Origin of the sequence: Arthrobacter sp. CG_A4, assembly GCF_035985125.1 — a bacterium.
GTDB lineage: Bacteria > Actinomycetota > Actinomycetes > Actinomycetales > Micrococcaceae > Arthrobacter.
In genome coordinates this window covers 1-26,943 of sequence record NZ_JAXCID010000034.1, presented here as the reverse complement: position 1 = coordinate 26,943, position 26,943 = coordinate 1, and the positions used below count along the sequence as shown (strand labels likewise).

At 66.4% G+C, this 26,943-nt stretch carries 20 protein-coding genes; 15 read left to right on the top strand and 5 right to left on the bottom strand.

Going from position 1 to position 26,943, the window contains the following annotated elements; all coding sequences use genetic code 11:
• Window positions 1-160 precede the first annotated feature (160 nt).
• The 4 genes from RCH07_RS14020 to RCH07_RS14005 all read left to right on the top strand — a co-directional run bounded on the left by RCH07_RS14020 (window position 161) and on the right by RCH07_RS14005 (window position 4,962).
• Window positions 161-2,392: an McrB family protein gene (locus RCH07_RS14020; protein ID WP_326968088.1), complete on the top strand. Its 2,232-nt coding sequence runs from the start codon at window positions 161-163 to the stop codon at window positions 2,390-2,392.
• Between the two features lie 112 nt (window positions 2,393-2,504).
• Window positions 2,505-3,704: a 5-methylcytosine restriction system specificity protein McrC gene (locus RCH07_RS14015; protein WP_442784837.1), complete on the top strand. Its 1,200-nt coding sequence runs from the start codon at window positions 2,505-2,507 to the stop codon at window positions 3,702-3,704.
• 236 nt (window positions 3,705-3,940) lie between these two features.
• The gene (locus RCH07_RS14010; protein ID WP_326968087.1) at window positions 3,941-4,066 is read left to right on the top strand and encodes a hypothetical protein; all 126 of its coding nucleotides are present in this window, start codon (window positions 3,941-3,943) and stop codon (window positions 4,064-4,066) included.
• A 317-nt stretch (window positions 4,067-4,383) separates the two neighbouring features.
• Window positions 4,384-4,962, top strand: coding sequence for a TetR/AcrR family transcriptional regulator (locus RCH07_RS14005; RefSeq protein WP_326968105.1), 579 nt, complete (start codon window positions 4,384-4,386; stop codon window positions 4,960-4,962).
• 616 nt (window positions 4,963-5,578) lie between these two features.
• Here the strand turns inward: RCH07_RS14005 and RCH07_RS14000 are convergent.
• Complete coding sequence (locus tag RCH07_RS14000) at window positions 5,579-6,028, bottom strand: very short patch repair endonuclease (protein ID WP_326968086.1); 450 nt, start codon at window positions 6,026-6,028, stop codon at window positions 5,579-5,581.
• A 29-nt stretch (window positions 6,029-6,057) separates the two neighbouring features.
• Window positions 6,058-6,492, bottom strand: coding sequence for a pyridoxamine 5'-phosphate oxidase family protein (locus RCH07_RS13995; RefSeq protein ID WP_326968085.1), 435 nt, complete (start codon window positions 6,490-6,492; stop codon window positions 6,058-6,060).
• A gap of 225 nt (window positions 6,493-6,717) precedes the next feature.
• On the opposite strand from RCH07_RS13995, the gene RCH07_RS13990 reads away from it, so the two are divergent.
• The 3 genes from RCH07_RS13990 to RCH07_RS13980 all read left to right on the top strand — a co-directional run bounded on the left by RCH07_RS13990 (window position 6,718) and on the right by RCH07_RS13980 (window position 8,821).
• The gene (locus RCH07_RS13990; RefSeq protein WP_326968084.1) at window positions 6,718-7,125 is read left to right on the top strand and encodes a hypothetical protein; all 408 of its coding nucleotides are present in this window, start codon (window positions 6,718-6,720) and stop codon (window positions 7,123-7,125) included.
• A gap of 106 nt (window positions 7,126-7,231) precedes the next feature.
• Window positions 7,232-7,900, top strand: a complete 669-nt coding sequence (locus RCH07_RS13985) for a DUF6318 family protein (RefSeq protein WP_326968083.1) — start codon at window positions 7,232-7,234, stop codon at window positions 7,898-7,900.
• A gap of 3 nt (window positions 7,901-7,903) precedes the next feature.
• Window positions 7,904-8,821, top strand: coding sequence for a PKD domain-containing protein (locus RCH07_RS13980; RefSeq protein WP_326968082.1), 918 nt, complete (start codon window positions 7,904-7,906; stop codon window positions 8,819-8,821).
• A 115-nt stretch (window positions 8,822-8,936) separates the two neighbouring features.
• On the opposite strand, the gene RCH07_RS13975 is transcribed toward RCH07_RS13980, so the two are convergent.
• A complete protein-coding gene (locus RCH07_RS13975) occupies window positions 8,937-10,274 on the bottom strand; it encodes a GAF domain-containing protein (protein WP_442784836.1) in 1,338 nt (445 codons plus the stop codon).
• Between the two features lie 221 nt (window positions 10,275-10,495).
• On the opposite strand from RCH07_RS13975, the gene RCH07_RS13970 reads away from it, so the two are divergent.
• From RCH07_RS13970 to RCH07_RS13960, 3 genes are all read left to right on the top strand, one after another.
• Window positions 10,496-12,286, top strand: a complete 1,791-nt coding sequence (locus RCH07_RS13970) for an NAD(P)/FAD-dependent oxidoreductase (protein WP_326968080.1) — start codon at window positions 10,496-10,498, stop codon at window positions 12,284-12,286.
• A 149-nt stretch (window positions 12,287-12,435) separates the two neighbouring features.
• On the top strand, window positions 12,436-13,491 hold the full coding sequence (locus RCH07_RS13965; RefSeq protein WP_326968079.1) for a 2,3-butanediol dehydrogenase: 1,056 nt from the start codon (window positions 12,436-12,438) through the stop codon (window positions 13,489-13,491).
• 82 nt (window positions 13,492-13,573) lie between these two features.
• Entirely contained in the window at window positions 13,574-14,644 is a 1,071-nt protein-coding gene (locus tag RCH07_RS13960; RefSeq protein ID WP_326968078.1) for an alkene reductase, read from the top strand.
• 161 nt (window positions 14,645-14,805) lie between these two features.
• On the opposite strand, the gene RCH07_RS13955 is transcribed toward RCH07_RS13960, so the two are convergent.
• Window positions 14,806-18,441: a TM0106 family RecB-like putative nuclease gene (locus tag RCH07_RS13955; protein WP_326968077.1), complete on the bottom strand. Its 3,636-nt coding sequence runs from the start codon at window positions 18,439-18,441 to the stop codon at window positions 14,806-14,808.
• Window positions 18,442-18,602: 161 nt separating this feature from the next.
• Here RCH07_RS13955 and RCH07_RS13950 point away from each other — a divergent pair, with 161 nt between their 5' ends.
• The 5 genes from RCH07_RS13950 (at window position 18,603) to RCH07_RS13930 (ending at window position 25,457) form a co-directional block, all read left to right on the top strand.
• Complete coding sequence (locus RCH07_RS13950; RefSeq protein ID WP_326968076.1) at window positions 18,603-19,217, top strand: SOUL family heme-binding protein; 615 nt, start codon at window positions 18,603-18,605, stop codon at window positions 19,215-19,217.
• Between the two features lie 209 nt (window positions 19,218-19,426).
• Window positions 19,427-21,748, top strand: a complete 2,322-nt coding sequence (locus RCH07_RS13945) for a Tex family protein (RefSeq protein ID WP_326968104.1) — start codon at window positions 19,427-19,429, stop codon at window positions 21,746-21,748.
• A 152-nt stretch (window positions 21,749-21,900) separates the two neighbouring features.
• Window positions 21,901-23,295 carry an OFA family MFS transporter gene (locus RCH07_RS13940; RefSeq protein WP_326968075.1) on the top strand — a complete coding sequence of 465 codons (1,395 nt, stop codon included), beginning with the start codon at window positions 21,901-21,903 and terminating at the stop codon, window positions 23,293-23,295.
• 1 nt (window position 23,296) lies between these two features.
• Complete coding sequence (locus tag RCH07_RS13935; protein WP_326968074.1) at window positions 23,297-23,425, top strand: MFS transporter small subunit; 129 nt, start codon at window positions 23,297-23,299, stop codon at window positions 23,423-23,425.
• A gap of 154 nt (window positions 23,426-23,579) precedes the next feature.
• Window positions 23,580-25,457 (top strand): gamma-glutamyltransferase family protein, encoded by a 1,878-nt coding sequence (locus RCH07_RS13930; protein WP_326968103.1) that lies wholly within the window; start codon window positions 23,580-23,582, stop codon window positions 25,455-25,457.
• 142 nt (window positions 25,458-25,599) lie between these two features.
• Here the strand turns inward: RCH07_RS13930 and RCH07_RS13925 are convergent, their stop codons facing one another.
• Window positions 25,600-26,487 (bottom strand): alpha/beta hydrolase, encoded by an 888-nt coding sequence (locus RCH07_RS13925; RefSeq protein ID WP_326968073.1) that lies wholly within the window; start codon window positions 26,485-26,487, stop codon window positions 25,600-25,602.
• Between the last annotated feature and the right edge of the window lie 456 nt (window positions 26,488-26,943).

The window sequence follows — 26,943 nt, the reverse complement described above, 5'->3', positions numbered from 1 at the left end:
CCGGCATGTAGCCGCCGTCGACCCTGCACGAAGCCGCCGGAGAGCGGCACACGGGCCGCCGTCGTGGATTCCGTCCCGCATCGGGGCGGTATCTACTTGGGAGTAACTCCTAGGCTCCTCGATGATGCGGGCGTCCAGCTTAAGCCTGTAAATTGAAAGAATGACCCCCACCAAAAAGCCTGCCATGCACCGCGCCCTCGGCATCTCCAAGGAGATCGAAGACGCTGCGTGGTTTCTCCTGGGGCCGGGGCTGCACGGTAAGCCGTCGGCGCTGGACGGCCGCACCAAAACGTGGTCGGTGCAGGCCGCCGCCGAGCTGCTAGACCGCCTGGGGCGTGGGGTCCCGGATCCCAAGGCGCCCATGATGACCAACCTCCGGCAGAATCTGGAGGGTGCCTCCCGGGGGGCCAAGCAGTTGGCCGTCGAGCTGTTGTTCCTCCAGTCACTGCCGCTGGCGCACGAGGTCAAATCGCTCAAGGTCAAACGTGCGCGTGTGGCCGAGGCAGCATCCTGGCTGGAGCCGCCGCTGGAGCTTCCCGACGAGCTGTACGCCGGCATGACGGACCACGGAGTGATCCGGGACCGCACCGCGGAGTTCAACTGGACCATCTGGGACCACCTGAAATGGCTCTGCCGCTTGGTGCAGCACGTAGCCCGGCAGCCGGGCGGCACCGTCGCGGCTGCGGTCAAGGATCCGCTGGCGTTCCATCAACTGGTTGCCGGAACTCCCGATGACCAGCCGGCGATCCGCCGGAGCATCGAATTCCTGGCCTGGCCGAGCTACTTCGAACCGGTCGTGGCCGACGTCGAACGCCAGGAGATCCGGGACGCCTTTGCCTCACTTGTGGGTGGAGCCAAGGGGGACAGCGACGAGGAAATTTCGGCGGACATCCACCGGATCCGGCTGCACCTCGACGAGCAGGCCGGACAGCGCATCGACTGGTACTCGCGGCAGCTCGTGAGCCAGTGGCGGAAGGTGGGTGACCCCGGGCGCCGGGCCTGGCTGCTGCGCACCCACCACGACAACGCGGGGCTGCTCAGGGCCTGGCATGCCGACGAGGCGGTAACGCTCGACGTCGAACACCTTCGCCTGCTGGACGCCGGTGTCACCGCCGGGCTGGTCCAGCACGCCGTCGACGAGGACTACAAGCACCTCGGCTACGTGGAGCGCGAGGACACCAAGACCGCCGTCTTCGCCTTCCTGACCGTGATGAAGCCCGGCGACCTGGCCCTGTACCAGAGTTCCGGATCCGTCCGGGTGGGTGTGGTCCTCGGCGAGCCCGGGCACCACGGGGACAACCGGCGGCTGCGCCGCAAAGTCCGCTGGTTCGACGAAACCCACGACATGGCCGAGCTGCCCCGGCACGTGCAGCGGCAGCTCGCCACCTCCGGCATCATCGTGGACATCACCCGCGTCATCCAGGCGCTGGAGACTCTCCTGCCGGCCGAGGCGGAAGCCGAGAGCGGCGACGGCGCCGCGCCGGACGCCGTCGCAGAACCGGTCTGCGAAGGATTCCGCCCGCTGACACTGGAGTTCGCGGCGTCCCTGCACATGGATCTGGAGCCGCTGCAGGAAATCGCCGAGCTCCTCGCGGAGAACCGGCAACTGGTGCTCTACGGACCGCCCGGGACGGGCAAGACGTACCTCGCCAAGCATCTGGCCACCCAATTGGCCGGCGACACCACAGACGAACGCGTGAAGCTGGTGCAGTTCCACCCCTCCTACGCCTACGAGGACTTCTTCGAGGGCTTCCGTCCGGATAAAACGGAGGAAGGGCAGGTGTCCTTCAAGCTCGTCGCCGGGCCGCTGCGCCGGATCGCCGAGGAGGCCGCGAAGCCCGGAAACGGGAGTAAGCCGTACTTCCTGATCATCGATGAGATGAACCGGGCCAACCTCGCGAAGGTCTTCGGTGAGCTGTACTTCCTGCTCGAGTACCGCGATGACCGGATCTACCTGCAGTACAGCCCCAACGAGCCGTTTACGCTGCCGGACAACCTGTACATTATCGGCACCATGAACACCGCGGACCGCTCCATCGCGATGATGGATGCGGCCATCCGCCGCCGCTTCTCCTTCATCGAACTGCACCCGAAGACCGAGCCGGTGAAGGGCTCACTGCTGCGGTTCCTGCAGGCCAGGGACCTGGATACGACGCCGGCTTTCCTGATGGACGCGCTAAACGAGGCGATTGACGAGTGGGACCGGGACCTGATGATTGGACCGTCGTACTTCATGAAACCGTCCGCCCAGACGCCGAAGGGGCTGCGCCGGATCTGGAAGTACGAGCTGATGCCGCTGCTCGAGGAGCACTACCACGGCCAGCTCAACCGGGCCCAGCTGGAGGAGCGGTTCGGGCTGGACCAACTGCTCGCCCGCCTTGCGCGCGCCTAGCCGGGCGGCCGCCGCACCTGTCCCGGCGGCCGCCTCACCGGTCCGGGCGGCCGCCTCTCCGGTCCGGGCGGCGCAGCCCGGGCGCGGCACCGCACCGGTCCGACGGATCGTCCTGGATGAGCTCTCGGCCGGCGTCGTGGAGCGACTGGATCCGGGCAGCGCCGCGTACGTCAATGGCAGCGGCCTGGCCAGGGCGTCGCCGATGGGCATGGGGCTGTACCGGATCGAACCGGTGGGGAAAGTCGGCTCGGTGCGCACCCCGACGGTCCAGCTTGAGGTGCGTCCGAAGGAGCGGCTCGGTCTCGGGCGGCTGCTGTTCCTGCTCGGTTACGCGGGGGATCAGGGGTTCCGCGAGGATTTCGTTGCCGCCGTCGAGGAGCCGGAGCTGTGGAGTGCGCTCGCCGAGTCGCTGGCGCAGCTCGCGGACCGTGCGCTCAGCCGCGGGGTGCTGCAGGGCTACCTCACCGTCGATGAAGCGCTGCGGACCGTCAAAGGCCGGATCCGGATCTCGGACCAGATCTCCCGCCGGCCCGGCATGCTGGTACCGCTCGAGGTGTCCTATGACGAGTTCACCGGGGACATCGCGGAGAACCGTATTCTGCGGGCCGCGCTCGAACGGATGTCCCAGGTCCCGGGGGTGCGCCCGGAAGTGCTCAGCCGCCTGCGCCAGCTCAAGGGCAAGCTCGCCGCCGTGACCCGTCTGCAGCCCGGCGCCCCGCTGCCGGTGTGGCGCGCCAGCAGGATGAACACCCGCTACCACGCGGCCCTCCGGCTCGCTGAAGTGATTCTGCGCAACGCTTCGGCGGAGGCCGGCGACGGCCAGCAACAGTCGTCGTCGTCGTTCGTCGTGGACATGTCCCAAGTCTTCGAGGACTTTGTTGGGGCGGCACTGCGGGAAGCCATGGGATCCTACCCGGGTGAGATGCGGCTGCGGTACAACGCCCTGTTCAACGAGGCCGTCCGCGACTCGGACCGGATCGTGGTGCAGCCCGGCGCTGTCCATCTGCTCGGCGGGCGGCCGGTGATGGTCTACGACGCCAAATATCAGGCCGCGGCCGACGTCGGGGCGTCACCGTCGGCGGACCACTACCGGATGCTGGCCTGCTGCACCTCGCTGCGGGTGCCGACAGCGTGGCTAATCTACCCGGGCGCAGGAGAGGTAAAGCTGCGGCGGATCCTCCACACCGATATCGACATCGTGGAGTTCCCGCTGGACCTGTCCCGGCCGCCGTCGGAAATCCTCGCCGCTGTGGCGGACCTCGCGCAGCAGTCCTGGGGCGAAGTCGTGCGTCAGGCGGCTATGGGCCGCTGAGCATGACCAGTCACCGGCGGCGTTAGCGTCCGACGGCGTCGGGCAGATCACGTTGGCGACCGCGTTGGTGACCAACGGCGTCGGGCCGACCACGTTGGCGACCGCGTTGGTGACCAACGGCGTCGGGCCGACCACGTTGGCGACCGACGGCGTTAGGCCGGTGCGTCCTGGCGGACCGACATCGACAGCAGATGACTCAGGAGTGCTGCCTCGGGTTTGCAAGGATTGTCCGCGACATGCCAGCGAAGTTTTTCTCGAACCTCCGCCTCTTCGGGCCTGGTGTCGGCGAGAATCGCATCAATGATCTGGGACACCTGCCGACGCAGGGGTTCGAGATCAGGATTGACATCAGCGGAGCGTAAGTTTCGCATTTGGGAAGCCGGTGATGAACTTGACTGTGATGTTGCGTTTCTCAGCGACTCATTCGGCATCAGCAAGTGTGGCATCTGGCGCTCTCCCATAGGGGTAGGTGTACGACTAAATCTGGACCGAACAGGATCCATGCCCCCCGACTTGGAATCCTATCCGAGACAGACCACTCTGTCTGCTAGTTGGGACTAGGCTAGCCTTGATGTCTCCTTCAACGAATTCCGGAGCTGTAGCGTCTTCGACGCGAACCGTGGCGGACGGCGAGCGTTCTGCCGTGGCCGGTCCGGTGGCTCCCGTGGCTGCTTCGAGCATGGCAGTTTCAGGCATGGCAGCTTCGGGGGTGCGGGAGCGAATTCTCGCGGTTGCTTATGAATTGCTCTCCCGGCGGGGAGTCCGCGGCGTCGGGGTCAATGAACTGATCAGTCGTTCCGGCGTGGCGAAGGCGACCTTCTACCGGTATTTCGCATCAAAGGACGAGCTTGTTCTCGCTTTCCTGGAACGCCGTGACCAGCAATGGACTGTGGACAAGATCCTCTTCGAGGCCCGGCGCAGGGGAGACGCTCCCGAAGAGCAGTTGCTGGCGATCTTCGATGTCTTTGCCGACTGGTTCGCGCGCGAGGACTTCGAGGCCTGCTCGTTCATCAATATCCTGCTCGAGATGGGGGCCGACCATCCGCTTGGCCGGGCCAGCATCGACTACCTAGCGAAAATCCGGGCTCATGTGCAGCAGCTTGCCCAGGAGGCGGGCCTTCGCGATCCGGTGGATTTCGCCCGCTCCTGGCACATCCTCATGAAGGGTTCGATCGTCTCCGCCGCCGAGGGCGACCTTGCCGCGGCCGGCCGTGCGCGCCAAATGGCCGGCTGGCTGATTGACCACCACCGGGGTTAGTGTTCCGAGGCTGATGCAAGAACATGGGCGGATCCGGCAGACGACGGCGGCACGCGGCGCGGGTGGGAGCTTTTAGTGAGTTCTTTTGGAGTCCTTGCTATGGAGGTTTCCGGGCTCCGGCTTGACGCTCCTGCCCAGTTACTTCCTCGCGCACAGGCCGGCACCCGCGGAATCCCGGGCAATCCCGGGGGCTGGCACGGGTTCCGGAACCGAGTAACTGGGCTGGAACGTCGTCACCCGGGCTATTAAAAAAATATCGGGAGTAAGGGCGCACGCAGCAGCCCCGCCGCTGCGCATGTCCATCGGCGGGGCTTCGTGGCTGCGGGCCGGCAAATCCTTCGGGACCTGCTGGCCGGCGGGGCGGCCGCATGCCACGGATTCGCCACAGATGGCCGGGATGACAGTCCCATACCGGTCATCTGTGGCGAACGGGCGCCCACAAACGACGCATCACCACCGCCCCGGGCCGTGATGATGGACCTGGCCGTTGACTGGAAACGCCAACCTCGCCCGCCAACTCGCCGGAATCAAGCCACTACCCACGACTTTGCATCAACCCTGGCTAGCGGCTCCGTGCTGCTGGCGCGCCGGGGCGGAAGAGAACCACAATTTCGAATTAGTTTCCCGTGGTGGGTTCAGCCGCATGGGCCCGAAGGAATACATGCAACTGCTGCTCCAGCGCCGACCGGTCCCGCAGCTCGCATTCCCAGACGGTAAGGACCTCCCAGCCCGAGCTTTCCAGCTGCCGGCGCTGTTCGGCGTCGCGGTTCCTGGTGCGGGTCCGCTTGGTTTCCCAGAATTCGGCATTGGATTGGGGTGCGTGCTGCCCGACGCGGCAATCGTGGAAGTGCCAGAAACAGCCGTTGACGAAGATGACTTTGTGGCGGCTCGCGAACACCAGATCAGGGCTGCCGGGGAGCTGTCCGCCGCGCGCCGTGCCGTGCAGCCGGTACCGGTAGCCCTTGGCATGCAATAGCCGCCGAACCAGCAACTCCGGCATTGTGTTCTTCCCCCGGATGCGGGACATATTCCAGCTGCGCCGCTCGGGTGTCAGCTTGTCAGCCATGGTTACAACTCCGGGCGGGCCAGATGGGTCTAGATCTCGCGCTCGGGATGTTCGCCGAACTGGAAATGACGGCCGGTCGTCGAGGTCGGCTCGATCTCGACGAAGAAGTCTTTCAACGTCGGTACCCAGGGCTTGAGCCCCAGGGCCTCAGCCGCTGCGATGTCGGCGGATTGGTCCAGCACTCGCGCGGTGCCGCGAAGGACCACGGACCAGGCCTCGTCGGACAGGATGCCGTCCGTTTCAAAGAGCACCTTGGAGTTGATGGTCAGCTGGGCGAGTTTGTTGCCGGGCGCCGTACGGAGGTAGAGCTTCCTGCCGCTCACCGCGTAGTTCACCGGAAAAATATCGGGTTCACCGGCGACGGTGACCACGAGTCTGCCGTGTTTGGTGCCCTCAATCACTTTCCAGATCTGCTCGTCGTCGAGGTTGAGAATGGGATTGTCGTCTGCGTGTTCGAACATCATGGCTTCATTGTTCTGGCCCATGTAGAAAAGCGCCAGTGGCTTACGGCGGAAAGTCCGCGTGCGTCGACTGCAATTGCCTCGTGCCCCAAAGCGGGGTGGTAACTTCTCAGCCCCTTCCACACTCTGTCCGCCGCGGCACCCGCCATGGCTTGCCAGCAGCCGACTGTCTCAGCGCCTGATTCGTGCGGCAACGGCCGGGGTGTCCCCGCGCTGGTGCTCGGCATTGTGGCTGTCGTTTTCTCGTTCAATGCCTTTATGGGCGTGGTGGCCTTTGTCCTGGGACTGCCGGCCGTCCTCTTCGGCGTCCTCGGCGTCCTGGGCGCCATCCGCCAGTTCGCCCGGAAGGGTGCGGCGGTGGCCGGGTTTGTCCTGGGCAATCTCAGCAGTGTCATTGCGGCAATCTGGATGACGGTCCTGTCGGCGGCCCTTTCCTCGGCTGACCGGGCGTTTGATTCGGAGCACAAGGCGGAATTCAGGGTGACTACCAACGGCATGGCCTCTGTTGGCGACTGCAGCGGCAAGTGGCTGGGGCCGACCAGAAGAAGTGACCGGCATTTCAGGCCAGGGGCGGCGGCAGGGCGCGTCCGTGCGGGGAGTCCCCGTAGGTCTGCTGCCGTTGCTATTGCGGGGTGAAGCGGGAGGCTGTGGATAACCTTGGTGCCTAAAATGTGATGTCAGTTACCCTTATCATATTGTTTGGCTTCGGGCGTCTTGATTTCTATCGGGGGTATAGCTGACCATGACAACTCGCACTTCGATCGCCGGCCGCTGGCGGGCGTTCGCTGGCGTCCTCGTTGCTTCGTCCCTGCTGTTGGTCACCGCCTGCAGCGGCGGCGGAACAACTCCGGGGCCAACGGCTACCTCGGAGTCTTCTGGACCATCGACGACGGCGTCGGGGAGTTCCAGCGCCGCTCCCAGCGCCACGCCCGCGGCCAGCTATAAACCGGCCGACGCCTCGGGAAAAGCCCAGAACGTCCCAGTGCCGGAGTTGCCGGAGGCGGCGAAAGCTGAGACGAAGGAAGGGCTGGAGGCCTTCGCGAGGTACTGGTACGCGCTCCTCAACTACGCGTATGAGACGGGTGACTTATCGCGTGTCAGGGCTATCTCCAGTTCGGCATGCGCCCTTTGCGGAAAAGTCTTTCCGGGCATCGAAAAATGGAACTCTGAGGGACGATGGATAGTCGGTGCGACCGTCAACGTACATGCCGTTCAGTCCACCTTCGTCCGGACCAATGAGGGCGACTTCCAGGTCGCCATTCAGTCACAGCAAAGGGCCGGATCTCTGAAAAGTCCGGATGGTATGGACGCCCAGACGGTTTCGGAATCTGGGATGTTGGGCGACTTGCTGGTGGCGCGATACGAAAAGGGTAGCTGGACCGTTCAGAACGTCGACCGGCTCGGCGGCTAGGCCATGAGTCTCAATCGAACCTTGTCGCGACTGGCGATCGGGATCGCTGTTTTGGGTGCAGCCTTGGTCTCTGCACCCGTAAGTGCACTCGCTGACGATTCGGAAGTTTCGTGGACGAAGTCTGGCCTCGGTATCTGGCGCTTTGACACCGCGGCGGGTGTCTGGGTCGATGCGCCAGGAGCGGTCGCGGAAGATCCAAGCATCTACAAGTTCGAGTATCTGTGCCTCGATGAAGGCAAGAACAACTTCGACGTCGCGTGCTTGACCGCGGCGGTAAAGTGCGAACAAGGCGAAGTCGGACGACCGGTCCGATGGTTCTCCTCTCTCCGGGTATTCTCGCCACCGATTTGGAGCCGTATCGACCCAGACCGTTGTGTCTACCTTGAAAACCCCGACGATGTCTTGGGCAAGATCGCTGCGCAGATCCAAACGAAATTCCAGCAATTGCCTGTCATACCAGGGGAGTCGGTCATGCAACCCAGCCCCCACACCCTGAAAGGTGCCGAGACGAACTTCTACGCTGAGGCCGCCGAGCAGGCGTTCACCGTGGATATGCTCGGACAGAGTGTCCACATCGTCGCCAGGCCGGTGCAGTACACCTGGAGCTACGGCGACGGCACCTCTGCCGGCCCTCAGACTGCGGCCGGCGGCCCGCTGCCGCAGGACCGTTGGGGCGAGAAGACCGCGACCAGCCACGTCTACCCCCAGACCGGTGACTTCTCCGTGGGCCTGACCACCCATTTCCAGGGCACCTACTCTGTTAATGGCGGTCCGCCGCTGCCTATCCCGGGCCAGGGAACATTCAGCGCAGAGCCGCAAACCGTCAGCGTCTGGCGGTCGATCACCCGGAACTACGCGGACGATTGCCTCCGGAATCCGCAGGGCCAAGGCTGCCCCGGCGTCGCTCCACCACCGGCCTAGACGATACGCGGGTGCACCGTTGCTCCCACTGGTTGACTTGGCCAGTAGTCTCTGCCCTTAAGTCCCAGATAGCGGGGGAGCCGGAACCAGGTAGCGGGGGAGCCAGAATTCGTGGCTACGCTCGCAGCTCCCGGTCCACCCGCTCCATCCGCGCGCTCACCAGCTGAAGGCTTGGATCGAAGGGCCCGATCAGCTTCGACGCAGCGGCCGCCGCTTCCGTATCGGCGGAGCCCATGTCGCTGGTGCACCATTGCAGGATCAGTCGGGCGTCCCCGCTGGAGCGCACGGACGCACCGACGGCTGCATTGAGCTCATCGCGCATAAAACCGATGGAAAGGTTCAGCGAACGGTTGAGCAGTTTCGCCGGATAGGCTGCAAACGCCTCGCCAACCCGACCCTCCCGCAAATGGCTGGCCACATCCGAGGCATCCGTAACGACTCTGACGGCTGCAGAGAAACGGTAGGGGTTCGCTTCGACCACAGAGCCCACAACGGCCCGTATCCGGTGCATCTCCGTCCGGATTGCCGCGCCGGTGCCGTCGTCGCCGTGGATCTCGTAGGCCAGCTCATCGGCGCTCCACCCCCGGGTACGGGAGGCCAGCAGGGCCAGGATCTCGGCGCGGCGCAGCGTGAGTGGACGTGGGGCGCCGCCGTCGATCGCCGCGGAAGGGGAGTCGCCCAGCAGCCGCAGTGCCAGCTGCGACTGGGCGCCGCCGTCGTGCGGGGTCCGCTCGTCACGTCGCAGCGGCTGCCCGCCGCGCCAGATGCCGCCGTCGGGAGTCGCTGCCGATTTCAGCAGTTCTTCTGCAAGCCGCACGCCACACCGCACCAGCCGCAGGCTGTCCGGCGTGACCGACTCGAACGGGCCGGAAACATCCAGGACCCCGACGACTTCGCCCGTGAAGGGGTCGCGAATGGGGGAAGCGGTGCATGCCCAATCGTGATGGGTCCGCACAAGGTGCTCGGCCGAGAAGAGTTGTGCCGGCGCGCCGGTGACCAGGGCTTCGCTGATGGCATTGGTGCCGACGCCGGATTCGGACCAGTCGGCTCCTTCCACGAACTCCAGGGAGTCTGCGAGCCGCAGCGCCTGCCTGCTACCCACGCGCCACAGCACTTCGCCCTCATGATCGGTCACGATCAGCAGATGGCGTCCGGTCGCGGTCTCGTCGGCCAGCAGTTGTGACAGCGCGGGCGTGACGGCCGCCAGTCGATGGTTTGCGCTGAGCGAGCGCGCCTCGGAAACTTCATGACGGTGGAGCGGGCGGTGCCGGTCCGGATTGATGCCCAGCGCAAGGGAGCGCTGCCATGACTTGGCGAGCGACGGCGACAGGAGCGGGTTCGGGGTGCCGGAAATCGTGGCCTCGTGGGCCTGCCGGAGAGTCCGGGCGTACTCTGCCGGCGCTGAAAACCTGAGATCTGAGAGTTGCCTGGAGGAGGGTGTGCCTTGCCGCATGCTCATCCCCCAACTCGCCCTCGAATCGTCGCACCTGACCGGTCCCTGCCTGCAACGACCAGCTAAGCGCCGGCCGACAACGTGAGACCTCCGTGTAACCCGATTGTAACCCCCTGCGGCTTTTACTTGTGATGCTGGTCACTGTATGGTCTGGGCGCCGGGTAACGGTCCGGACGCCGTGCAACGGGAGCAACCCACTGTCAGCAAGGGAAAGAGGAAACATGCCTGAGACACCAAACGGCGTCGTCCGGGCCTGGCTGGCGCAGTTCGATGACGCACTGCGCAGCCACAACACGGACGCCATCCTGGAGCTATTCGACGACGATTCGTACTGGCGCGACTTCGTCGCCTTCACCTGGAACCTCAAGACCCTTGAGGGCAAGGAGGACATCGGCCGCATGCTGGATGCAACCCTCGACGACGTGCAGCCAAGCAACTGGACTCTGGCCGAGAACGCCACCGGGGATGCCGCCAATACGGAGGCCTGGGTGAATTTCGAGACCGCCCAGGCCCGAGGCTACGCCCATCTGCGTCTCCGGAACGGCAAGTGCTGGACCCTGCTCACCACCATGCAGGAGCTCAAGGGCTTCGAGGAAAAGAAGGGCGCCAACCGGGAGAAGGGCGTCGCCCACGAGATCACCAAGGGCCGCAAGTCCTGGTTGGAACTGAAGGAAGAAAAGGAAGCGCGGCTCGGCTACGAAGACCAGCCCTACACCGTCATTATCGGTGGCGGGCAGGGTGGAATCGGGCTGGGGGCGCGGCTGCGCAGGCTCGGCGTGCCCACGCTCATCATCGAGAAGAACGATCGCCCGGGCGATTCCTGGCGCAACCGCTACAAGTCCCTGCACCTCCACGACCCGGTCTGGTACGACCATTTGCCGTATATCAAGTTCCCCGACGACTGGCCCGTTTTCGCGGCCAAGGACAAGATCGGCGACTGGCTGGAGCACTACACACGGATTATGGAACTGAACTACTGGTCCAGGACCGAGTGCACCAACGCCCGCTTCGACGAATCCTTGCAGGAGTGGGTGGTTGAGGTAGTGCGCGACGGCGAACCGGTCACCCTGCGCCCCAAACAGCTCGTCTTCGCCCTGGGCGTCTCGGGCTACCCCAGCGTCCCCGCGTTCGACGGCGCCGAATCCTTTCTGGGGGATCAGTACCACTCGTCCAAGCACGACGGCGGCGGAGACTGGGCGGGGAAGAAGGCTGTGGTCATTGGCTCCAACAACTCGGCGCACGATATCTGTGCCGATCTCTGGGAACATGGCGCCGACGTCACCATGGTCCAGCGGTCCTCCACACACATTGCCCGCAGCGAATCCCTCATGGATCTTGCGCTTGGCGATCTGTACTCCGAGAAGGCGCTGGCCAACGGCGTCACCACCGAAAAAGCCGATCTCCTGTTTGCTTCCTTGCCGTACCGGATTCTGCCCGCAGCCCAGATCCCTGTGTATACGGAAATGGCAAAGCGGGACGCGGAGTTCTACTCCCAGCTGGAGGCCGCCGGTTTCGACCTGGACTTCGGCGTGGACGGCTCCGGTCTGTTCCTGAAGTACCTGAGGCGCGGCTCCGGCTACTACATCGACGTCGGCGCCTCACAGTTGATCATCGACGGCCGGGTCAAGCTCGCCAATGGCGAGGTCGGCAAAATTACCGGCAACGCCGTGGTGCTGGCAGACGGGACGGAACTGGACGCCGACGTCATTATCTACGCGACCGGGTACGGGTCCATGAACGGCTGGTTGGCGGACCTGGTCTCGCCCGAGGTGGCCAACGCCGTCGGCAAATGCTGGGGTTACGGATCGGATACCCCCAAGGACCCGGGGCCGTGGGAGGGGGAACTGCGCAACATGTGGAAGCCCACCAACGTGGAGAATCTCTGGATCCACGGCGGTAATCTGCACCAGAGCCGGCACTACTCCAACTACTTGGCGCTCCAGCTCAAGGCACGGATGGAGGGGCTGCCGACGCCGGTCTTCGAGCTTCAGCCGACGCACCACACACGCTGACCCGGACGGGCCGTGACAATCCGCGCCGTGACAATCACAGGGCCGGCAACCACACTGGGGTGACGGCCCCTGCTGTGACAACCCAAACGAAACGCCGTGGTTGCGCCGCGAAGGTGCAGCCACGGCCCGTAACGCGAAGGCAGAACACCATGAAAGCAGCACGATTCCACGCCCGCAAAGACCTCCGGATCGAAGACGTCCCGGAGCCGGAACTGCGCCCGGGAGCGGTAAAGATCGCCGTAGCCTGGTGCGGCATCTGCGGCACGGACCTGCACGAGTTCCTGGAAGGGCCCATCTTTTCCCCGCCGCCCGGACATCCCCACGGGCTTTCACACGAAGCCGCCCCGGTCACTATGGGACATGAGTTCTCCGGCACTGTCGAGGAACTCGGCGAGGGGGTCAGCGGCCTTGCCATCGGAGACAGCGTGGTGGTCGAGCCGTACTTCGTCTGCAATGAATGCGGTCCGTGCCTCAGCGGGCACTACAACCTGTGCACCAAGATGGGTTTCATCGGCCTGGCGGGTGGCGGCGGAGGACTCAGTGAGAAGATCGTCGTCGACGCCCGCTGGGTCCACCCTGTCGGCGACATCCCGCTGGACGAAGCCGCTCTCATCGAGCCCCTCGCGGTGGCGTATCACGCCGTCGGGAGGAGCGGGCTCAAAGCCGGGGACGTCGCCGTCGTGGGCGGTGCGGGCCCCATCGGCCTGCTGACCGCCGCGGTCCTCAAGGGTCTCGGCATCACCACGATCGTCACCGAGCTGTCGGCGGCCCGCAAGGACAAGGCGCTTTCGTCAGGGGTGGCGGATCATGTTCTCGATCCGAGCTCGGACGACGTCAAGGCGCGGGTACAGGAGTTGACCGCAGGCGCGGGGGCCAATGCCGCGTTTGAATGCGCCGGGGTCAACGCTGTGCTGGACACCATGCTCGACGTCGTGAAACCTGCCGGCGTCGTGGTCAACGTGTCGATCTGGGGGCACCCGGCCACCGTTGACATGCAAAAAGTCGTTCTGAAGGAAATCGATCTGCGCGGCACCATCGCCTACTGCGGCGATCATGCGGCCGCCATCAAGCTCGTCCAGGAAGGAAAGGTCGATCTGAAGCCGTTCATCACAGGAAGAATCGCCCTGGCTGACCTCGTGGACAAGGGCTTCGACACCCTGATCAACCACAACGATACTGCGGTGAAGATCATCGTCCATCCTTAGTGATCCGGGTCTCAGATGGAATAGCTGCAGGCGCCGTTCAGTTGCCGACGGAGAACCCAATCCATGGTGAAAGGAACTGCGCATGCTGTTTTCCCCGATGACACTCGGCGAGCTGAATTTGCCCAATCGACTCGTGATGGCGCCGCTGACTCGCGTCCGCTCCGGCAGGGAAGGGATCCCCGGCCCGCTGGTGGTGGAGCACTACCGCCAGCGCGCCTCGCTGGGACTGATCGTCAGCGAAGGCACCTACCCCAGCCACGCCGGCCGGGGATTCCCGGGCCAGCCCGGCCTCGTAACCGAGGAACAGCTCAAGGGCTGGGCCAACGTCACCGCAGCCGTGCACGCCGAAGGCGGCCGGATCTTCGCGCAGGTCATGCACGCCGGCCGGGTCACCCATGAGGACACCAACGGTGGCTTTGAGGTTGTCGCACCGAGCGCCATCGCGATCGACGGCCAGACCCGCACCTACGCGGGCCAGAAGCCGTTCCCGGTTCCGCACGCCCTGACCGCCGAGGAGCTGCCGGGCATTGTCCAGGAGTTTGTCACCGCGTCCCGCAACGCGATCGGTGCCGGGTTCGACGGCGTCGAACTGCACTCCGCCAACGGCTACCTGCTGCACGAATTCCTTTCCCCGTCAGCCAACCACCGCGACGACATCTACGGCGGCTCACCGGAGAACCGTGCGCGCTTCGTCATTGAAGTGACCCGGGCCGTGGTGGACGCTATTGGCGCCGACCGCGTCGGCATCCGCATCTCCCCGGAGCATAACGTCCAGGGCGCTATCGAGCTGGACGCTGCAGACATCCACGAGACCTACGCACAGCTGGTGGATGCCCTGGCGCCCCTGAAGCTCGCCTACCTCAGCGTCCTGCACAAGGAACCCACCAGCGATCTCGTGCAGGATCTGCGCACCCGCTTTGGTGGCACGTTCCTGCTGAACACCGGCTTCGGCGTCATCACGACGCGCGAGGAGGCCGTGGCGCTGGTCGCGGACGGCCACGCAGACGCCGTCGTTGTGGGACGCCCGGCCATCGCCAACCCGGACCTGGTGCGGCGCTGGCGCGAGGGACTCCCGGTCAACGAGCCGGACCCGTCCACGTTCTACGGTGAGGGCGCCAAGGGCTACACCGACTACCCGGCGTACCAGAACTAGGTCTGGCCCGCACCACCACCGCTGCGGCCGGACATGGCCAGCCTTAGCCACGAACAGTGAGCAGGATGCCATTCTGCTCACTGTTCGCGCTCAAGAATGAGCATGTCCCGCGGCGCAGGGCCTCAAGAATGGGCATGTCCCGCGGGGGAGGCCAGCGGTGCTCAGGAACCCACGGACCGCCGGCACAGGCCGATGAAGCCGCCAAGTTGCTCCAAACCCTCGGGATGCGTGGGGAGAAAATTGGTCAGGTCGGGCGCGCGGACGACGACCGCGCGCCACTGTCCTCGGGAGACCGCCACGTTGATCCGGTTGCGCGAAAGCAGGAACTCCATCCCGCGCGGAGCCTCCGCCACAGCAGAACAGGCCATTGAGACCACTACCACCGCGGCCTCCTGGCCCTGGAACTTATCCACGGTCCCAACCCGGACGTCCGCCAAACCCGCGGCGGCCAGGGCATCGCGGATCACGTTGACCTGGGCGTTGTAGGCGGCCACCACGAGGACATCGGCGGCGTCGAGCGGCCGCGTGCCCTGCTCCGAGTGCCAGCTCAGCCCCAGGTGCCGCCGCACCTGACTGACGACTTCCGCGGCTTCCTCGGGCGAGGACGTGATGTTGCCGGTGTGATTGACCATAACGGTCTCTATGCCGGCGGGAACGCCATCCAGCCGCCGTAGGTCAGCGGCTGGCGCGGAGCGCAGTTGCCCTTCGTAGGAGAGCTCAGACACGGCACGGCACAACTCCGAGGTCATCCGCCACGAGTCGGCCAGGAAGTACCCGAGTTCCGGCGGCAGCGTCGCGTGGCCGGCGGACAGCCAGCCAAGGGCGGACTCATCCACGGGCTCGGGATGCGAGCCCTGACTGACCTGCGGCAGCTGCTGGGGGTCTCCTAGCAACAGCAGCCGGCTGCCGGCCTGCGCCACTGCCAGGGTGTTGGCCAGGGAGAACTGGCCGGCCTCGTCGATCACCAGCAGGTCCAGCGACCCCGCGGGAACGTTGGCCCCGGTCATAGTCCACGCCGTGCCGCCGATGAGCGCGCCGCCGGGAGAGCTAAGCAGCCGGGCGACGTCCTGGCCGGACCGCTGATTCCACGGGAGCGGCTCCCCGTGCTTCACGTCTTTGGCAACCAGGGCCGGGTTCACACCGGCCTTGGTCACCGCGGTCTTCAGCAGGTTTTCGACGACGGCGTGGGACTGGCCGACGACGCCCACCTTCCAGCCGCGGGCCACGAGCCGGGCGATGACGTGGGAACCCACGTGCGTCTTCCCGGTTCCCGGCGGCCCCTGGACGGCGACGTAGGAGTGCTCCAGTGCCCCAACGGCCCCGGTGATGGCGTCGATGTAGCGGTCCGCGCCTTCGCTGGGCGTGGGCAACGGCAGCCCCGTTGACAGCCGCGGCGGCACCCGGCGGACAAGATCCATGGCCGGATGGCGCGGGAACGCGTCGCTGCGCCCGCCTCCGGCCATGCCCCCTCCGTCCTTGAACGCCGTCCGCAAACCCGCGGCAACGTCGACGGCGAGGGTTTCCAAGGCAGCCTCGAGACTCTTGGTCTGGATCGGCTGGTCTTCGGTGAGGGCGACGGGCAGCTGGGTGTAGGGCTCGACGTTCTTGCGGAGCTTGTCCCGGATGATGACGGTGTCCTTTCCGTCCTCGTGGCCGAGCTCCAGGATTTCGGTTCCGAACCAGCCGTTGCGGCCGGCCCCCTCGATGCCCGTGCCCTCAAGCCCTGCCGGGAGCGGGGGCTGGTACATACGGAACCAGGTGCTGCCCTCCCGCAGATCCGAGCCAGGGCTGACGGTGCCGATGAGCTTCACCCTGCGCTCCGGAAGTTTGGCGCCGTCCTTCCACCAGTCCTCCAGCGCCACCGCGTCCTCGACCAGGAAGACGTTGCGGTCCTGCTGATGATGTGTGTCGGGGCCGTTCTCGCAGCGGTCAAAGTGGGCCCACCAGAACGCTTTCCGCTCGCGCCGGTGGAAACTCACCGCCGCTGCCAACATTGCCACGGCCTTCCGGTCATCCCCGGCCAGGCCGCCGGCGGGTCCGCCCAGCTCGGCCAAGTCCAGTTCCGCCGGCGCCAGGGCCGTGTCCGCCGCGGGTTCGGCAGCCGTGGACTTGGCAGCAGGATGCTCGCCCTGGCCGCCCGGCTTGATGCCGCGCTCCTGCGCCAGGCCCAGGAGCCAGTCGCGGAGTTCCAGCGTGGAGAGGCAGTCGTATTCGTTGTAGTCGGAGATCCCGGCGAGGATCTTCGCCGCTTCTTCGGACCGCCCGTCGTCGCGCGCATCGCAGTAGTGGGCGTAGGCGACGACGGACGCTCCGGCGTCTTTCACGTCCCCGGAGCGCAGGTTCGTCCCCATATACAGCGGCTCGAGCTTCTTGATGCTGTAGGAATTATCGGAGATCCGGATGCTGTTCCGGACAGTGTGGTAGAGATCCACGAGCAGCCCGTCGCGCAGCCACTGGTCCACGGTGTCCTCGCCGGCAACATGCATCACGGAGAGCTTGCGGAGCGCCGTCTTCTCGTAAGCGGCGTAGTGGTAGACGTGCATGTCCGGGAAGTCCTGCCGGCGTTTCTCCACGTAGGCCAGGAAATCCAGGAACGCCTGTTTCTCTTCCTCCCGGCTGTGGGCCCAGAACGGTTTGAACACTCCGGCCGCACCTGGCCCTGTGGGCGCCTCGATGACTCCGAAGAGATATTCCAGACCCCAGACACCGGTGGAGCTTTCCTGCCACAGCGGGTCGCCCTCGAAGTCGAAAAAGATGTCGCCCGCACTGGGTGCTGGGAGCTCTGCCAGCGTGTTGTCCGGGATGACGGCGAAACGGAGGGAGTGTTCCTCGCCGTCCGTGAGATATCGGACGCCGCCGTCGGCACCGCCCAACCCGCTTTGCATCCGGGCCTGGTCCTGTAGCCGAAGCAGCGAAGCGTTCGCAGCGGGAAGCCCGGCCTGCGCCAACTCCGTAACGGTGTAGATGCCCCGCTGGTGGAGTGCCTTGCGCTGAGCGGAGTTCATCCTGGCCACGAGGAGCAAATCGTCGGTGCTCCTGACCATTTCCTGGCAATAGTCGCAGCGGCCGCAAGCGGTGATGCCGGGAGCGCCCCAGCGGACGGTGCCGGACTGCGCAATGTGCGCCGCGGTCAACGCGAGGAAACGGTCCCGCCGTTCGCAGAAGACCGGCAGGATCTCCGCGAGCTTGTGGTGGCTGCGGACGTAGTCGAAGCCGCCGCCCGGCAGCGGAACGGTGGCGCCAAGGACGAGGGTCACAGCCGGAGCCGGGGTGATCCCGGCACTCAGGAGCTGGTCCCCATAGGCAGCAAGCTGCAGCAATGCGGTCACCTTGGCATGGCGTGCGAGCTTGGTGTCGAACACGGCGTAGCTTCCGTCAGCCTGGTGCACCAGGAAGTCCGAGCGGCCGTGGAACTGCCCGTCAAAGAACGCCGCCTGGAACACGACGTCGGCGCCGGAGCGCAGGGCCTCGATGGACTCCCGGTGCTTCGCCAGCAGCGTGGCGCGGTCCATGCTTGCGGCCGGGACGACGTCGTACACGCCGTGTCCGGTCGCTGGATCCCACACCCCGAATTCCGCAAGGAAGTTATCCAGGACTCTGTGTTCGTGGACGTCGCCCAGCTTGGCCGCGTGTTTCAGCATCTCGTCGGCCTCGTAGGCAGCCTGGGGGGCGCGGCCCAGCTTCTCGTCGAGCTTCCGGAGGAGCTGGAACTCGCAACTGGCTGCCACTACCAGGTCGCTTGCGGAGAAAACCAGGTCCGTTGCAGAACCCGGCACTTCCGGTTCAAGAAAAAACACTGTGCCCCCGATGTTGATGCTGCCGATTTGGCGACTTGCGGCCGGCCCGTCCCGCCCGGCCGTCTAATCTTCAAGCTATCAAAGCCCTCTGACAATCCGGCCAGAACCCGTGGCGCAACATGCTGGTTCCTGTCCGGGGCCCGGAGTATTGTCTGAGGACAATGACCGAACAGCAACCCTTCGAGCTGGTCCGGCGCTACCCGGACTTCGAGCTGCGCCGCTACCCCCTGCACACCGTGGCCGAGGTGCAGGTCAACGCGACGTTTGACCGTGCCGGCAACGCCGCCTTCCGTCATCTCTTCAACTACATCAGCGGCAACAATACGGCCCGGCAGTCGCTGGCGATGACAGCCCCGGTGGTCCAGGGTTTCGGCCGTCCCCAGAAGCTGGCCATGACCGCCCCGGTTCTCCAACGGGGATCCCTGACAGAGGGTGACGACGCGGCCGACTTCGTGGTCGCCTTTGTTCTGCCGGCGGGGATGACGGCGGAGACGGCCCCGGTCCCGGCGAATCCCGACGTCATGATCCGGACCGTGCCTGGCTCTTTAGCCGCGGTCCTGGGCTTCTCCGGCAGCGTCTCCAGATCAGCCTTTGGGAAGCGGAACCAGGAATTGCAAACAGCGCTCGCCGCAGCCGGATTGAACGCCCTCGGACTGCCGAGATTCGCCCGTTTTGATCCGCCCTTCAAGCCGTGGTTCCTCCGCCACAACGAAGTCATCCAGGATGTCGACGGGTCCCAGCCCGCTACCGGCGCCACCGGACAGGGACCCGGATAGGGCAAAATGGCTGGGTGACCCAACTCCCGCAGCAGGCCCCGAAGACCCCACAGCACCCCTCGCCGACAGCGTCCACTCCCCGGGCCCAGGCCCCGAAGACCCAGGCCCAAACGTCCACTCCCCGGGCCCAGGCCCCGAAGACCCAGGCCCAAACGTCCACTCCCCGGGCCCAGGCCCCGAAGACCCAGGAGCCCGGTACTGCCGTCCAGATCGCCGACGAACTCGGCGTGCAGCCCTGGCAGGTCAAGGCCGCCGTGGACCTGCTCGACGCCGGGTCCACCGTGCCCTTCATCGCCCGCTACCGCAAGGAAGCCACCGGGACACTTGATGACACGCAGCTGCGCGAGCTGGAGGAGCGGCTGCGCTACCTACGCGAGCTGGAGGACCGCCGGCGGGCCATCCTGGAAGCGATCGCCGCGCAGGGTGCGCTGACACCGGAGCTGCAGGCCGCCGTCGCAAGCGCCGACACGAAGTCGCGGCTGGAGGACATTTACCTGCCGTTCAAGACCAAGCGCCGCACCAAGGCGCAGATGGCCCGCGAGGCAGGGCTGGAACCGCTTGCCGATTCCCTGCTGAAGCGCCCGGAACTGCACCCCGAGCGCGAAGCCGCCAAGTATCTCAGCACAGAACACTCCATCGGGGACGCCGCCGCGGCGCTCGCCGGTGCCCGCTCCATCCTGATCGAACGGGTCGCGCTGGACGCCGATCTGGCCGCCACCCTGCGGGAGCGGCTGTGGACGCAGGGCCGGATGGTGTCCCGCGTCAGGAAAGGCAAGGAAACCGAGGGCCAGAAGTTCAGGGACTACTTCGAGTTCTCCCAGCAGCCGTCCGGGATGCCCTCGCACCGCGTCCTGGCTCTGCTGCGCGGAGAGAAGGATGGCGTACTGGAGCTCGATCTCGCCGAGGCGGAACCGAACGACGACGCCGCCCTCGCCGCCGCCCGCGGCCGCTGCGAGGCCGCCGTGGCCAGGTTCCTCGGGGTGGCCGAGCGCGGCCGTCCCGCCGACGCCTGGCTGCTGCAGACCGCCCAGCTGGCCTGGCGCTCGCGGGTACTCGCCCGGCTGACCACGGATTTGCGCAGCCGGATGTTCGCCGCCGCGGAGGACGAGGCCGTGCGCGTGTTCGCCGCCAATCTGCGCGACGTGCTGCTGGCGGCGCCGGCCGGGAACCGGGCCACCCTGGGCCTGGACCCGGGGCTGCGCACCGGTGTAAAGGTGGCGGTGGTGGACGGCACCGGCAAGGTCGTCGCGGCGGACACCATCTACCCGCACGCCCCGGCCAAAAAATGGGACGACGCGCTGCGGACCCTCGTGGGCCTGGTCGGAAAGCACGGCGTCGAGCTCGTGGCGATCGGCAACGGCACCGCGTCGCGGGAGACGGACAGACTCGCCGCAGAGCTGCTGAAACAGCTCGGCGCAGGCTCCGGCCCCGCGAAGCAGGGAACCAAACCGCAGAAGATCGTAGTGTCCGAGGCCGGCGCCTCGGTGTATTCCGCCTCGGCGCTGGCGTCGGCGGAGCTGCCCGGCATGGACGTGTCCCTGCGTGGTGCGGTGTCCATTGCGCGGCGGTTGCAGGATCCGCTCGCGGAGCTGGTGAAGATCGAGCCGAAGTCGATCGGCGTCGGGCAGTACCAGCACGACGTTACGGCCGCGAAGCTGGACCGCAGCCTCGACGCCGTCGTCGAGGACTGCGTGAACGCGGTGGGTGTGGACCTCAACACCGCGTCGCCCGCGCTGTTGAGCCGGGTGGCCGGCGTCGGGCCCCTGCTCAGCGAAAACATCGTCGCGTACCGGAACGAGCACGGGCCGTTCAACAAGCGCAGCGAGCTGAAAAAGGTTCCGCGGCTCGGCGCAAAGGCGTTCGAGCAGTGCGCCGGCTTCCTGCGGATCACCGGGGGAGCGGAGCCGCTGGATGCCTCGAGCGTGCACCCGGAGGCGTACCCCGTGGCCCGCAGGATCCGGGCAGCCGCCGGGGGACAGGGGCAGCCGGCGGGAAGTTACGCCATGCTCGATCCACAGGACTTTGTCGACGGTTCCTTCGGCCTGCCCACGGTGCGGGACATCATTTCCGAGCTGGAGAAGCCGTGGCGGGACCCGCGTCCCGCCTTCGCCGCGGTGGCGTTCTCTGCGGGAATCGAGAAGATCACGGACCTCAGGCCGGGGATGGTGCTGGAGGGCACCGTGACCAATGTGGCGGCGTTCGGCGCATTTGTCGACGTCGGCGTGCACCAGGACGGGCTGGTGCACGTGTCCGCGCTGGCCAACCGGTTTGTGTCGGATCCGCGTGAAGTGGTGAAGTCCGGGCAGGTGGTCCGGGTCAAGGTGCTGGAAGTGGATCCGGAGCGGAAACGCATTTCCCTGACGCTGAGGCTCGACGACGAAACAGCCCCCGCCGGGGGCCGGGAACGGACCGCGGAGAGAACACCGCAAAAGCGCCCGCAGCACGCACCAGCCAAGCAGCCGGGGCCCGCGTCGACGCCGGCCAGCACCGCGATGGCCGAAGCCCTCCGGAAAGCAGGGCTCGGCCACTAGTCGACCGCTTACCGCTGAAAAGCTGCCGCTCGGCGCATAAATAGTACGTCTGCTGACGATATGCAGCATGATTGCCGGAGGCAAAAACCCGGATCCGGGCCTTTCGCCGCTATGCCGCTGGGACACCGGAGTCGACAAGCAAGGGAGCACGTATGGGCTGGCTGGACCGTGAACGAACCATCGCACCACCGGGATTCAACCGGTGGCTGGTGCCTCCCGCGGCGCTCGCCGTGCATCTGTGCATCGGCCAGGCCTACGCGACGAGTGTTTACAAGACGGCCCTCGTCAAGCACTTCGGCGCCAGCCTGACCGAGATCGGTGTGATCTTCTCCATCGCGATCGTGATGCTGGGGCTCTCCGCCGCCATCATGGGCACCTGGGTGGACAAGAACGGCCCGCGCAAAGCGATGTTCACCTCGGCCGTATTCTGGGCCAGCGGCTTCCTGATCGGCTCGCTCGGCATCTTCAGCGGCCAGCTCTGGCTCGTATACCTCGGTTACGGCTTCGTCGGCGGGATCGGACTGGGCATCGGCTACATCTCCCCGGTATCCACCCTGATCAAATGGTTTCCCGACCGTCCCGGACTCGCCACGGGCATGGCCATCATGGGATTCGGCGGCGGTGCCCTGATCGCCAGTCCGGTTTCCACGGCGCTGCTCAAGCTGTACGATCCCAACTCCGGAGCCAAGGGCTGGGTGGCCAGCGGCGACTCGGTGGGCAAGCTGTTCCTGACCCTCGCCCTCGTCTACGTGGCCTACATGATGTTCGGCGCCTTCACCATCAAGGTGCCGGCCGAGGGCTGGAAGCCCGCCGGCTTCGATCCGGCCAAGGTCAAGGCCTCCAAGCTGGTCACTACGGACAATGTATCCGCCGCCAATGCGGTCAAGACCAGGCAGTTCTGGCTGGTCTGGATCGCCCTGTTCTGCAACGTCACAGCAGGCATCGGCATCCTTGAACAGGCCGCGCCGATGATCCAGGACTTCTTCCGCCAGTCCGACGGCGTGTCCCTGGTGAGTGCCGCCGTCGCCTCCGGCTTCGTGGGGCTGCTCTCGATCGGCAATATGTCGGGCCGCTTCGCCTGGTCCGCCACCTCGGACGTGACCGGGCGCAAGCGCATCTACATGGTGTACCTCGGCGTCGGTGCGGTGCTCTACGCGCTGCTCGCGCTGGCCGGGTCCACCACCACGGCGCTCTACGTTGTTCTTGCCTTCGTCATCATCTCCTTCTATGGCGGCGGCTTCGCGACCGTCCCGGCCTACCTGCGCGACCTCTTCGGCACCTTCCAGGTGGGGGCCATCCACGGCCGGCTCCTGACGGCCTGGTCCGCGGCGGGCATCGCCGGACCGCTGATCGTCAATGCCTTCCTTGACGCCCAGGGCAAGCCGGGCCAGTTGAACGCCGCGTCCTACCAGCCCGCACTGCTGACGATGGTGGGGCTGCTGGTGATAGGTTTTGTGGCGAACCTGCTGGTCAAGCCCGTGGATGCGCGCTTCCACGAAGCACGCCCGGACCGTGTCCGGTCCGAAGAACCCGCCATGGAGGCTTGAGATGAGTGCTGCACAGACGTCGGTGAAACCGTCCACCGGGAAACTGGCCATCGCCTGGGCCCTCGTGGGCGTGCCGCTGGGCTACGGCGTGTACGAGACCCTCACCCGCGTGGCGGCCCTGTTTGGCTGACCCTGGGGCAACAGGTGTGACGCCGGTTCCCGCGGGTTCCTCGGGTTCTGTGGCAACCGGTCTGCCGCCGGCGGGCGCTGTTCCCGCCGGCCCGTCCGCGTTCACCCGCCCCGAACAGTTCACCACCCGACCCACACTGCAGGGCACCTTCGGGATGAGCGCGTCAACGCACTGGCTCGCGACGGCGGCAGCGCAAGCCGTGCTGGAACGCGGCGGGAACGCGTTCGACGCCGCAACGGCGGGAGCATTTGTGCTGCACGTCGTGGAGCCGCACCTGAACGGCCCGGGCGGGGACATGACCGGTATCTTCGTCACCGCGGCCGCGCCCGGCACACCCGTGGTCCTGATGGGCCAGGGACCCGCCCCGGCCGGAGCCACCGTGGAGCACTACCTCGCCGAGGGCCTGGACCTCGTGCCCGGCTCGGGGGCGCTGGCAGCGGCAGTGCCTGCCGCCGTCGACGCCTGGCTCCTGCTCCTGCGCGACCACGGAACCTGGGAACTGGGCGAGGTGCTGGACTTCGCAATCGGCTATGCCAAGGACGGCCATCCGATGCTGGGCCGCGTCGGTGCCACCATCGAGGCCGTCTCCGCGCTGTTCCAGGCGCACTGGCCAACCTCGGCCGAACTGTGGATGCCCGGGGGGCGGATTCCGGCTGAAGGGGAGCTGGTGAAGAATACGGCGTACGCCCGGACTCTGCAGCGGCTTATCGACGCCGGGGCAGCCGGATCCGTTGAGTCGCCGGTTGGGTCGCCGGGGAGCCGCTCGTCAGAGCGCTCCGGCCGGTACCCCGGCGACGACGGCCGCGAGCACTCCCGCCAGGCTGGAATCGACGCCGCCCGGCGCGAGTGGCGTGCGGGCTTCGTGGCCAAGGCCATGGTGGACTCCGTCCAGACCCCGCACCGGCATTCCTCCGGTACGGACCATCGCGGTGTCCTTGCGATGGAGGATCTCGCGGGGTTCGAAGCCGGCTACGAACCGGCGGCCACCATTGAGTTCCGGGGGCATACGATCGCCAAGACCGGACCGTGGGGCCAAGGCCCGGCGCTACTGCAGACGCTTGCGCTTCTCGAAGGGTTCGATGACCGGTACCTCGATCCGTCCACCGAGCTCGGGGCGCACACCATCCTGGAGGCCCAGAAGCTCGCGCTCGCGGACCGGGAAGGATACTACGGCGACACCGACGTGCCGCTGGAGTACCTGTTGTCCGAGGAGTACTGCGCCGGCCGCCGATCACTGATCGGGGAGCGGGCCTCGCACGAATTCCGTCCAGGCTCGGTGCCGGAGCGCGAGCCGTATCTGCCGCCGCTGCGCACCCACTACACACCGCCGGCGCCCGCGGGTACAGGTTCTGCGAGGACGGGGGCCGCAGGGGCGGTGGCCGCAGGGTCGGGCTTGGCTGGACTCGGGGTGGGGGAGCCCACTGTGGCGCCGGGCGGGGAGACCCGCGGCGACACCTGCCATATCGACGTCGTGGACCGCTGGGGCAACATGGTCTCGGCGACGCCGTCCGGCGGCTGGCTGCAGTCCTCCCCGGCCATTCCGGAGCTGGGCTTCTGCCTGGGCACCCGGCTGCAGATGACCTGGCTGGAACCCGGCACACCCTCCACGCTGACACCGGGCAAGCGGCCGCGCACCACGCTGACGCCCACCCTCGTGCTTCGCGACGGCCATGCCGTGACCGCGCTGGGCTCCCCTGGCGGCGACCAGCAGGACCAGTGGCAACTGCCGTATCTGCTGAGGAATATCGTGGGCGGCTACTCACCGCAGCAGGCGATCGACGCTCCCACGTTCCATACGACGTCGATGCCCGGCTCGTTCTGGCCGCGCACCTGGGAACCGGGCGGCGCCGTAGTCGAGGACCGCCTGGGGGAGGACGTGATCGCGGGACTTGAGCGCCGCGGGCACATCGTCACCCGTGCGGGCGGCTGGACGCTGGGTCGGCTGTCCGCCGTCGTCCGTGACCCAGAGACGGGGGTCCTGCAGGCGGCCGCGAATCCGCGCGGCGCTCAGGGATACGCCGCCGGGCGGTAGCCGTTCCGGGTGGTCCGCCGACCGGCCGCCGGGCGGTAGCCGTTCCGGGTGGCCGGCCGACCATCTCGTTGAGGGTGATGCTGGATTCCGAAGCGGCGCCGAAGACTGTGGAGCCTCGGCGCGGACTCGTCGCCATATCGCGTTAGCCTGCGGTACGGACCCGGTCCATAAAGCGGAGCGACGCCGCGGCGATTTGCTGCTGGGCCAGCTCGCGGGAGATACCGGGTTTTCCGTCGCCGGGCTGCTCGCCGTAGTCCCCGAAGAACCCATGCACGCCGCCTTCAACCACCACATATTCTGTTGTGGCCGGGAGCCGTGGCTTCGACGAGGCGATCTTGTCCGTCGTGCTGAGGCCGTCGTTGGACCCGGAGACTGATAGGACCGACACGCCGCTTGCTGCTGCCATATTGTCCGCGGGGAACGAGGCAAACAGCAGGAGCCCGGCAACGTCGTCGTTCTCCTTCGCAAAGGACGACGCGCTCACTCCGCCGAGCGAATGGCCGCCGACTGCCCAAGATGTGATGTCCGGGTGGCGGCCGATAGCCACGCGGGCCTGGCTTGAGTCCAGCAGGGACAGGCCCAGCGGCTCCTTGAGGATCACCACCAGATAGCCTGAGTTTGCGAGCGGACCTAGGATGTCCTGGTAGGCGCGCGCGTCGACCCTCGCGCCGGGGTAAAACACGAGGCCAGCGCCGGCCTTGCCCTCCGGGGTGAGGGTGATCGAGGTGGCGTCCTCGGTGGTGGTGCCGGTGGACTGTCCGTCCGCGCCGACGGGCTGGTAAGGGAAAGGGCCCAGCCAGGCCAAGGCCGCGACGAGGCCCACAGCCGCCAGCCGGCCCGCGAAGCCGCGCATCAATAGCCAGCGCGACACCGCGCGTGGGTTTTTCCATCGTCTGATCAGTATTAATGCCCAGAGCGCACCGACGGCAACAGTGGTCAGCAGCAGCGCGGGGAGGGCGGGGTGGCCGGCGAGCACGGCGCTGTTGCCCAGCAGCATCCTCAACGGCACCGCGATCAACGCCGTGGCCACGGCTGCCCCGCTCCAGTTCAGGGCGGCTGACTTCGTCGCTCCGCCAGAGGCTTTCGACCGGCTGGGTGTCGCCGGCGTTGTTGCCGGGGTTGGAGCAGTGACTCTTGCCGCGGCCGCGGCTGGATCAGGAGCTGTTGCCGCGGCGTCAGGTCGCCGTGCAATCGGCGGTTTCCGGGGGTTCACCGGCGTCATGTCGTTCACAGCTCGATAATATCTCCATGATCGAGATAACTGGGCGCTCGGTTCGGTATCTTTGTCCAAGAACTTTGTACAACGCCTCTCGATTCACCTTTCGGTTGGGCAGTTCCCGGATCTGCACTCTGCACAGGACACCGATGCGAGGGACTCAGCGCCGCACGGTTCACGCCGGTGTGTTGAGATCTGTGGGCCGGAAGTAGTGGTTTCGGTGGGGTTTTTGTCCGGGGTCAAGGTGTGGGGGCGGGATGAACCAGGGGA

What these genes read in the sequence shown, in the direction of transcription:
- RCH07_RS14020 (WP_326968088.1), top strand. Translation starts at nt 161, where the DNA reads ATGACCCCCACCAAAAAGCCTGCCATGCACCGCGCCCTCGGCATCTCC.
- RCH07_RS14010 (WP_326968087.1), top strand. Translation starts at nt 3,941, where the DNA reads ATGCCAGCGAAGTTTTTCTCGAACCTCCGCCTCTTCGGGCCTGGTGTC.
- RCH07_RS14005 (WP_326968105.1), top strand. Translation starts at nt 4,384, where the DNA reads ATGGCAGTTTCAGGCATGGCAGCTTCGGGGGTGCGGGAGCGAATTCTC.
- RCH07_RS14000 (WP_326968086.1), bottom strand. Translation starts at nt 6,028, where the DNA reads ATGGCTGACAAGCTGACACCCGAGCGGCGCAGCTGGAATATGTCCCGC.
- RCH07_RS13995 (WP_326968085.1), bottom strand. Translation starts at nt 6,492, where the DNA reads ATGATGTTCGAACACGCAGACGACAATCCCATTCTCAACCTCGACGAC.
- RCH07_RS13985 (WP_326968083.1), top strand. Translation starts at nt 7,232, where the DNA reads ATGACAACTCGCACTTCGATCGCCGGCCGCTGGCGGGCGTTCGCTGGC.
- RCH07_RS13980 (WP_326968082.1), top strand. Translation starts at nt 7,904, where the DNA reads ATGAGTCTCAATCGAACCTTGTCGCGACTGGCGATCGGGATCGCTGTT.
- RCH07_RS13975 (WP_442784836.1), bottom strand. Translation starts at nt 10,274, where the DNA reads ATGCGGCAAGGCACACCCTCCTCCAGGCAACTCTCAGATCTCAGGTTT.
- RCH07_RS13970 (WP_326968080.1), top strand. Translation starts at nt 10,496, where the DNA reads ATGCCTGAGACACCAAACGGCGTCGTCCGGGCCTGGCTGGCGCAGTTC.
- RCH07_RS13965 (WP_326968079.1), top strand. Translation starts at nt 12,436, where the DNA reads ATGAAAGCAGCACGATTCCACGCCCGCAAAGACCTCCGGATCGAAGAC.
- RCH07_RS13960 (WP_326968078.1), top strand. Translation starts at nt 13,574, where the DNA reads ATGCTGTTTTCCCCGATGACACTCGGCGAGCTGAATTTGCCCAATCGA.
- RCH07_RS13950 (WP_326968076.1), top strand. Translation starts at nt 18,603, where the DNA reads ATGACCGAACAGCAACCCTTCGAGCTGGTCCGGCGCTACCCGGACTTC.
- RCH07_RS13940 (WP_326968075.1), top strand. Translation starts at nt 21,901, where the DNA reads ATGGGCTGGCTGGACCGTGAACGAACCATCGCACCACCGGGATTCAAC.
- RCH07_RS13935 (WP_326968074.1), top strand. Translation starts at nt 23,297, where the DNA reads ATGAGTGCTGCACAGACGTCGGTGAAACCGTCCACCGGGAAACTGGCC.
- RCH07_RS13930 (WP_326968103.1), top strand. Translation starts at nt 23,580, where the DNA reads ATGAGCGCGTCAACGCACTGGCTCGCGACGGCGGCAGCGCAAGCCGTG.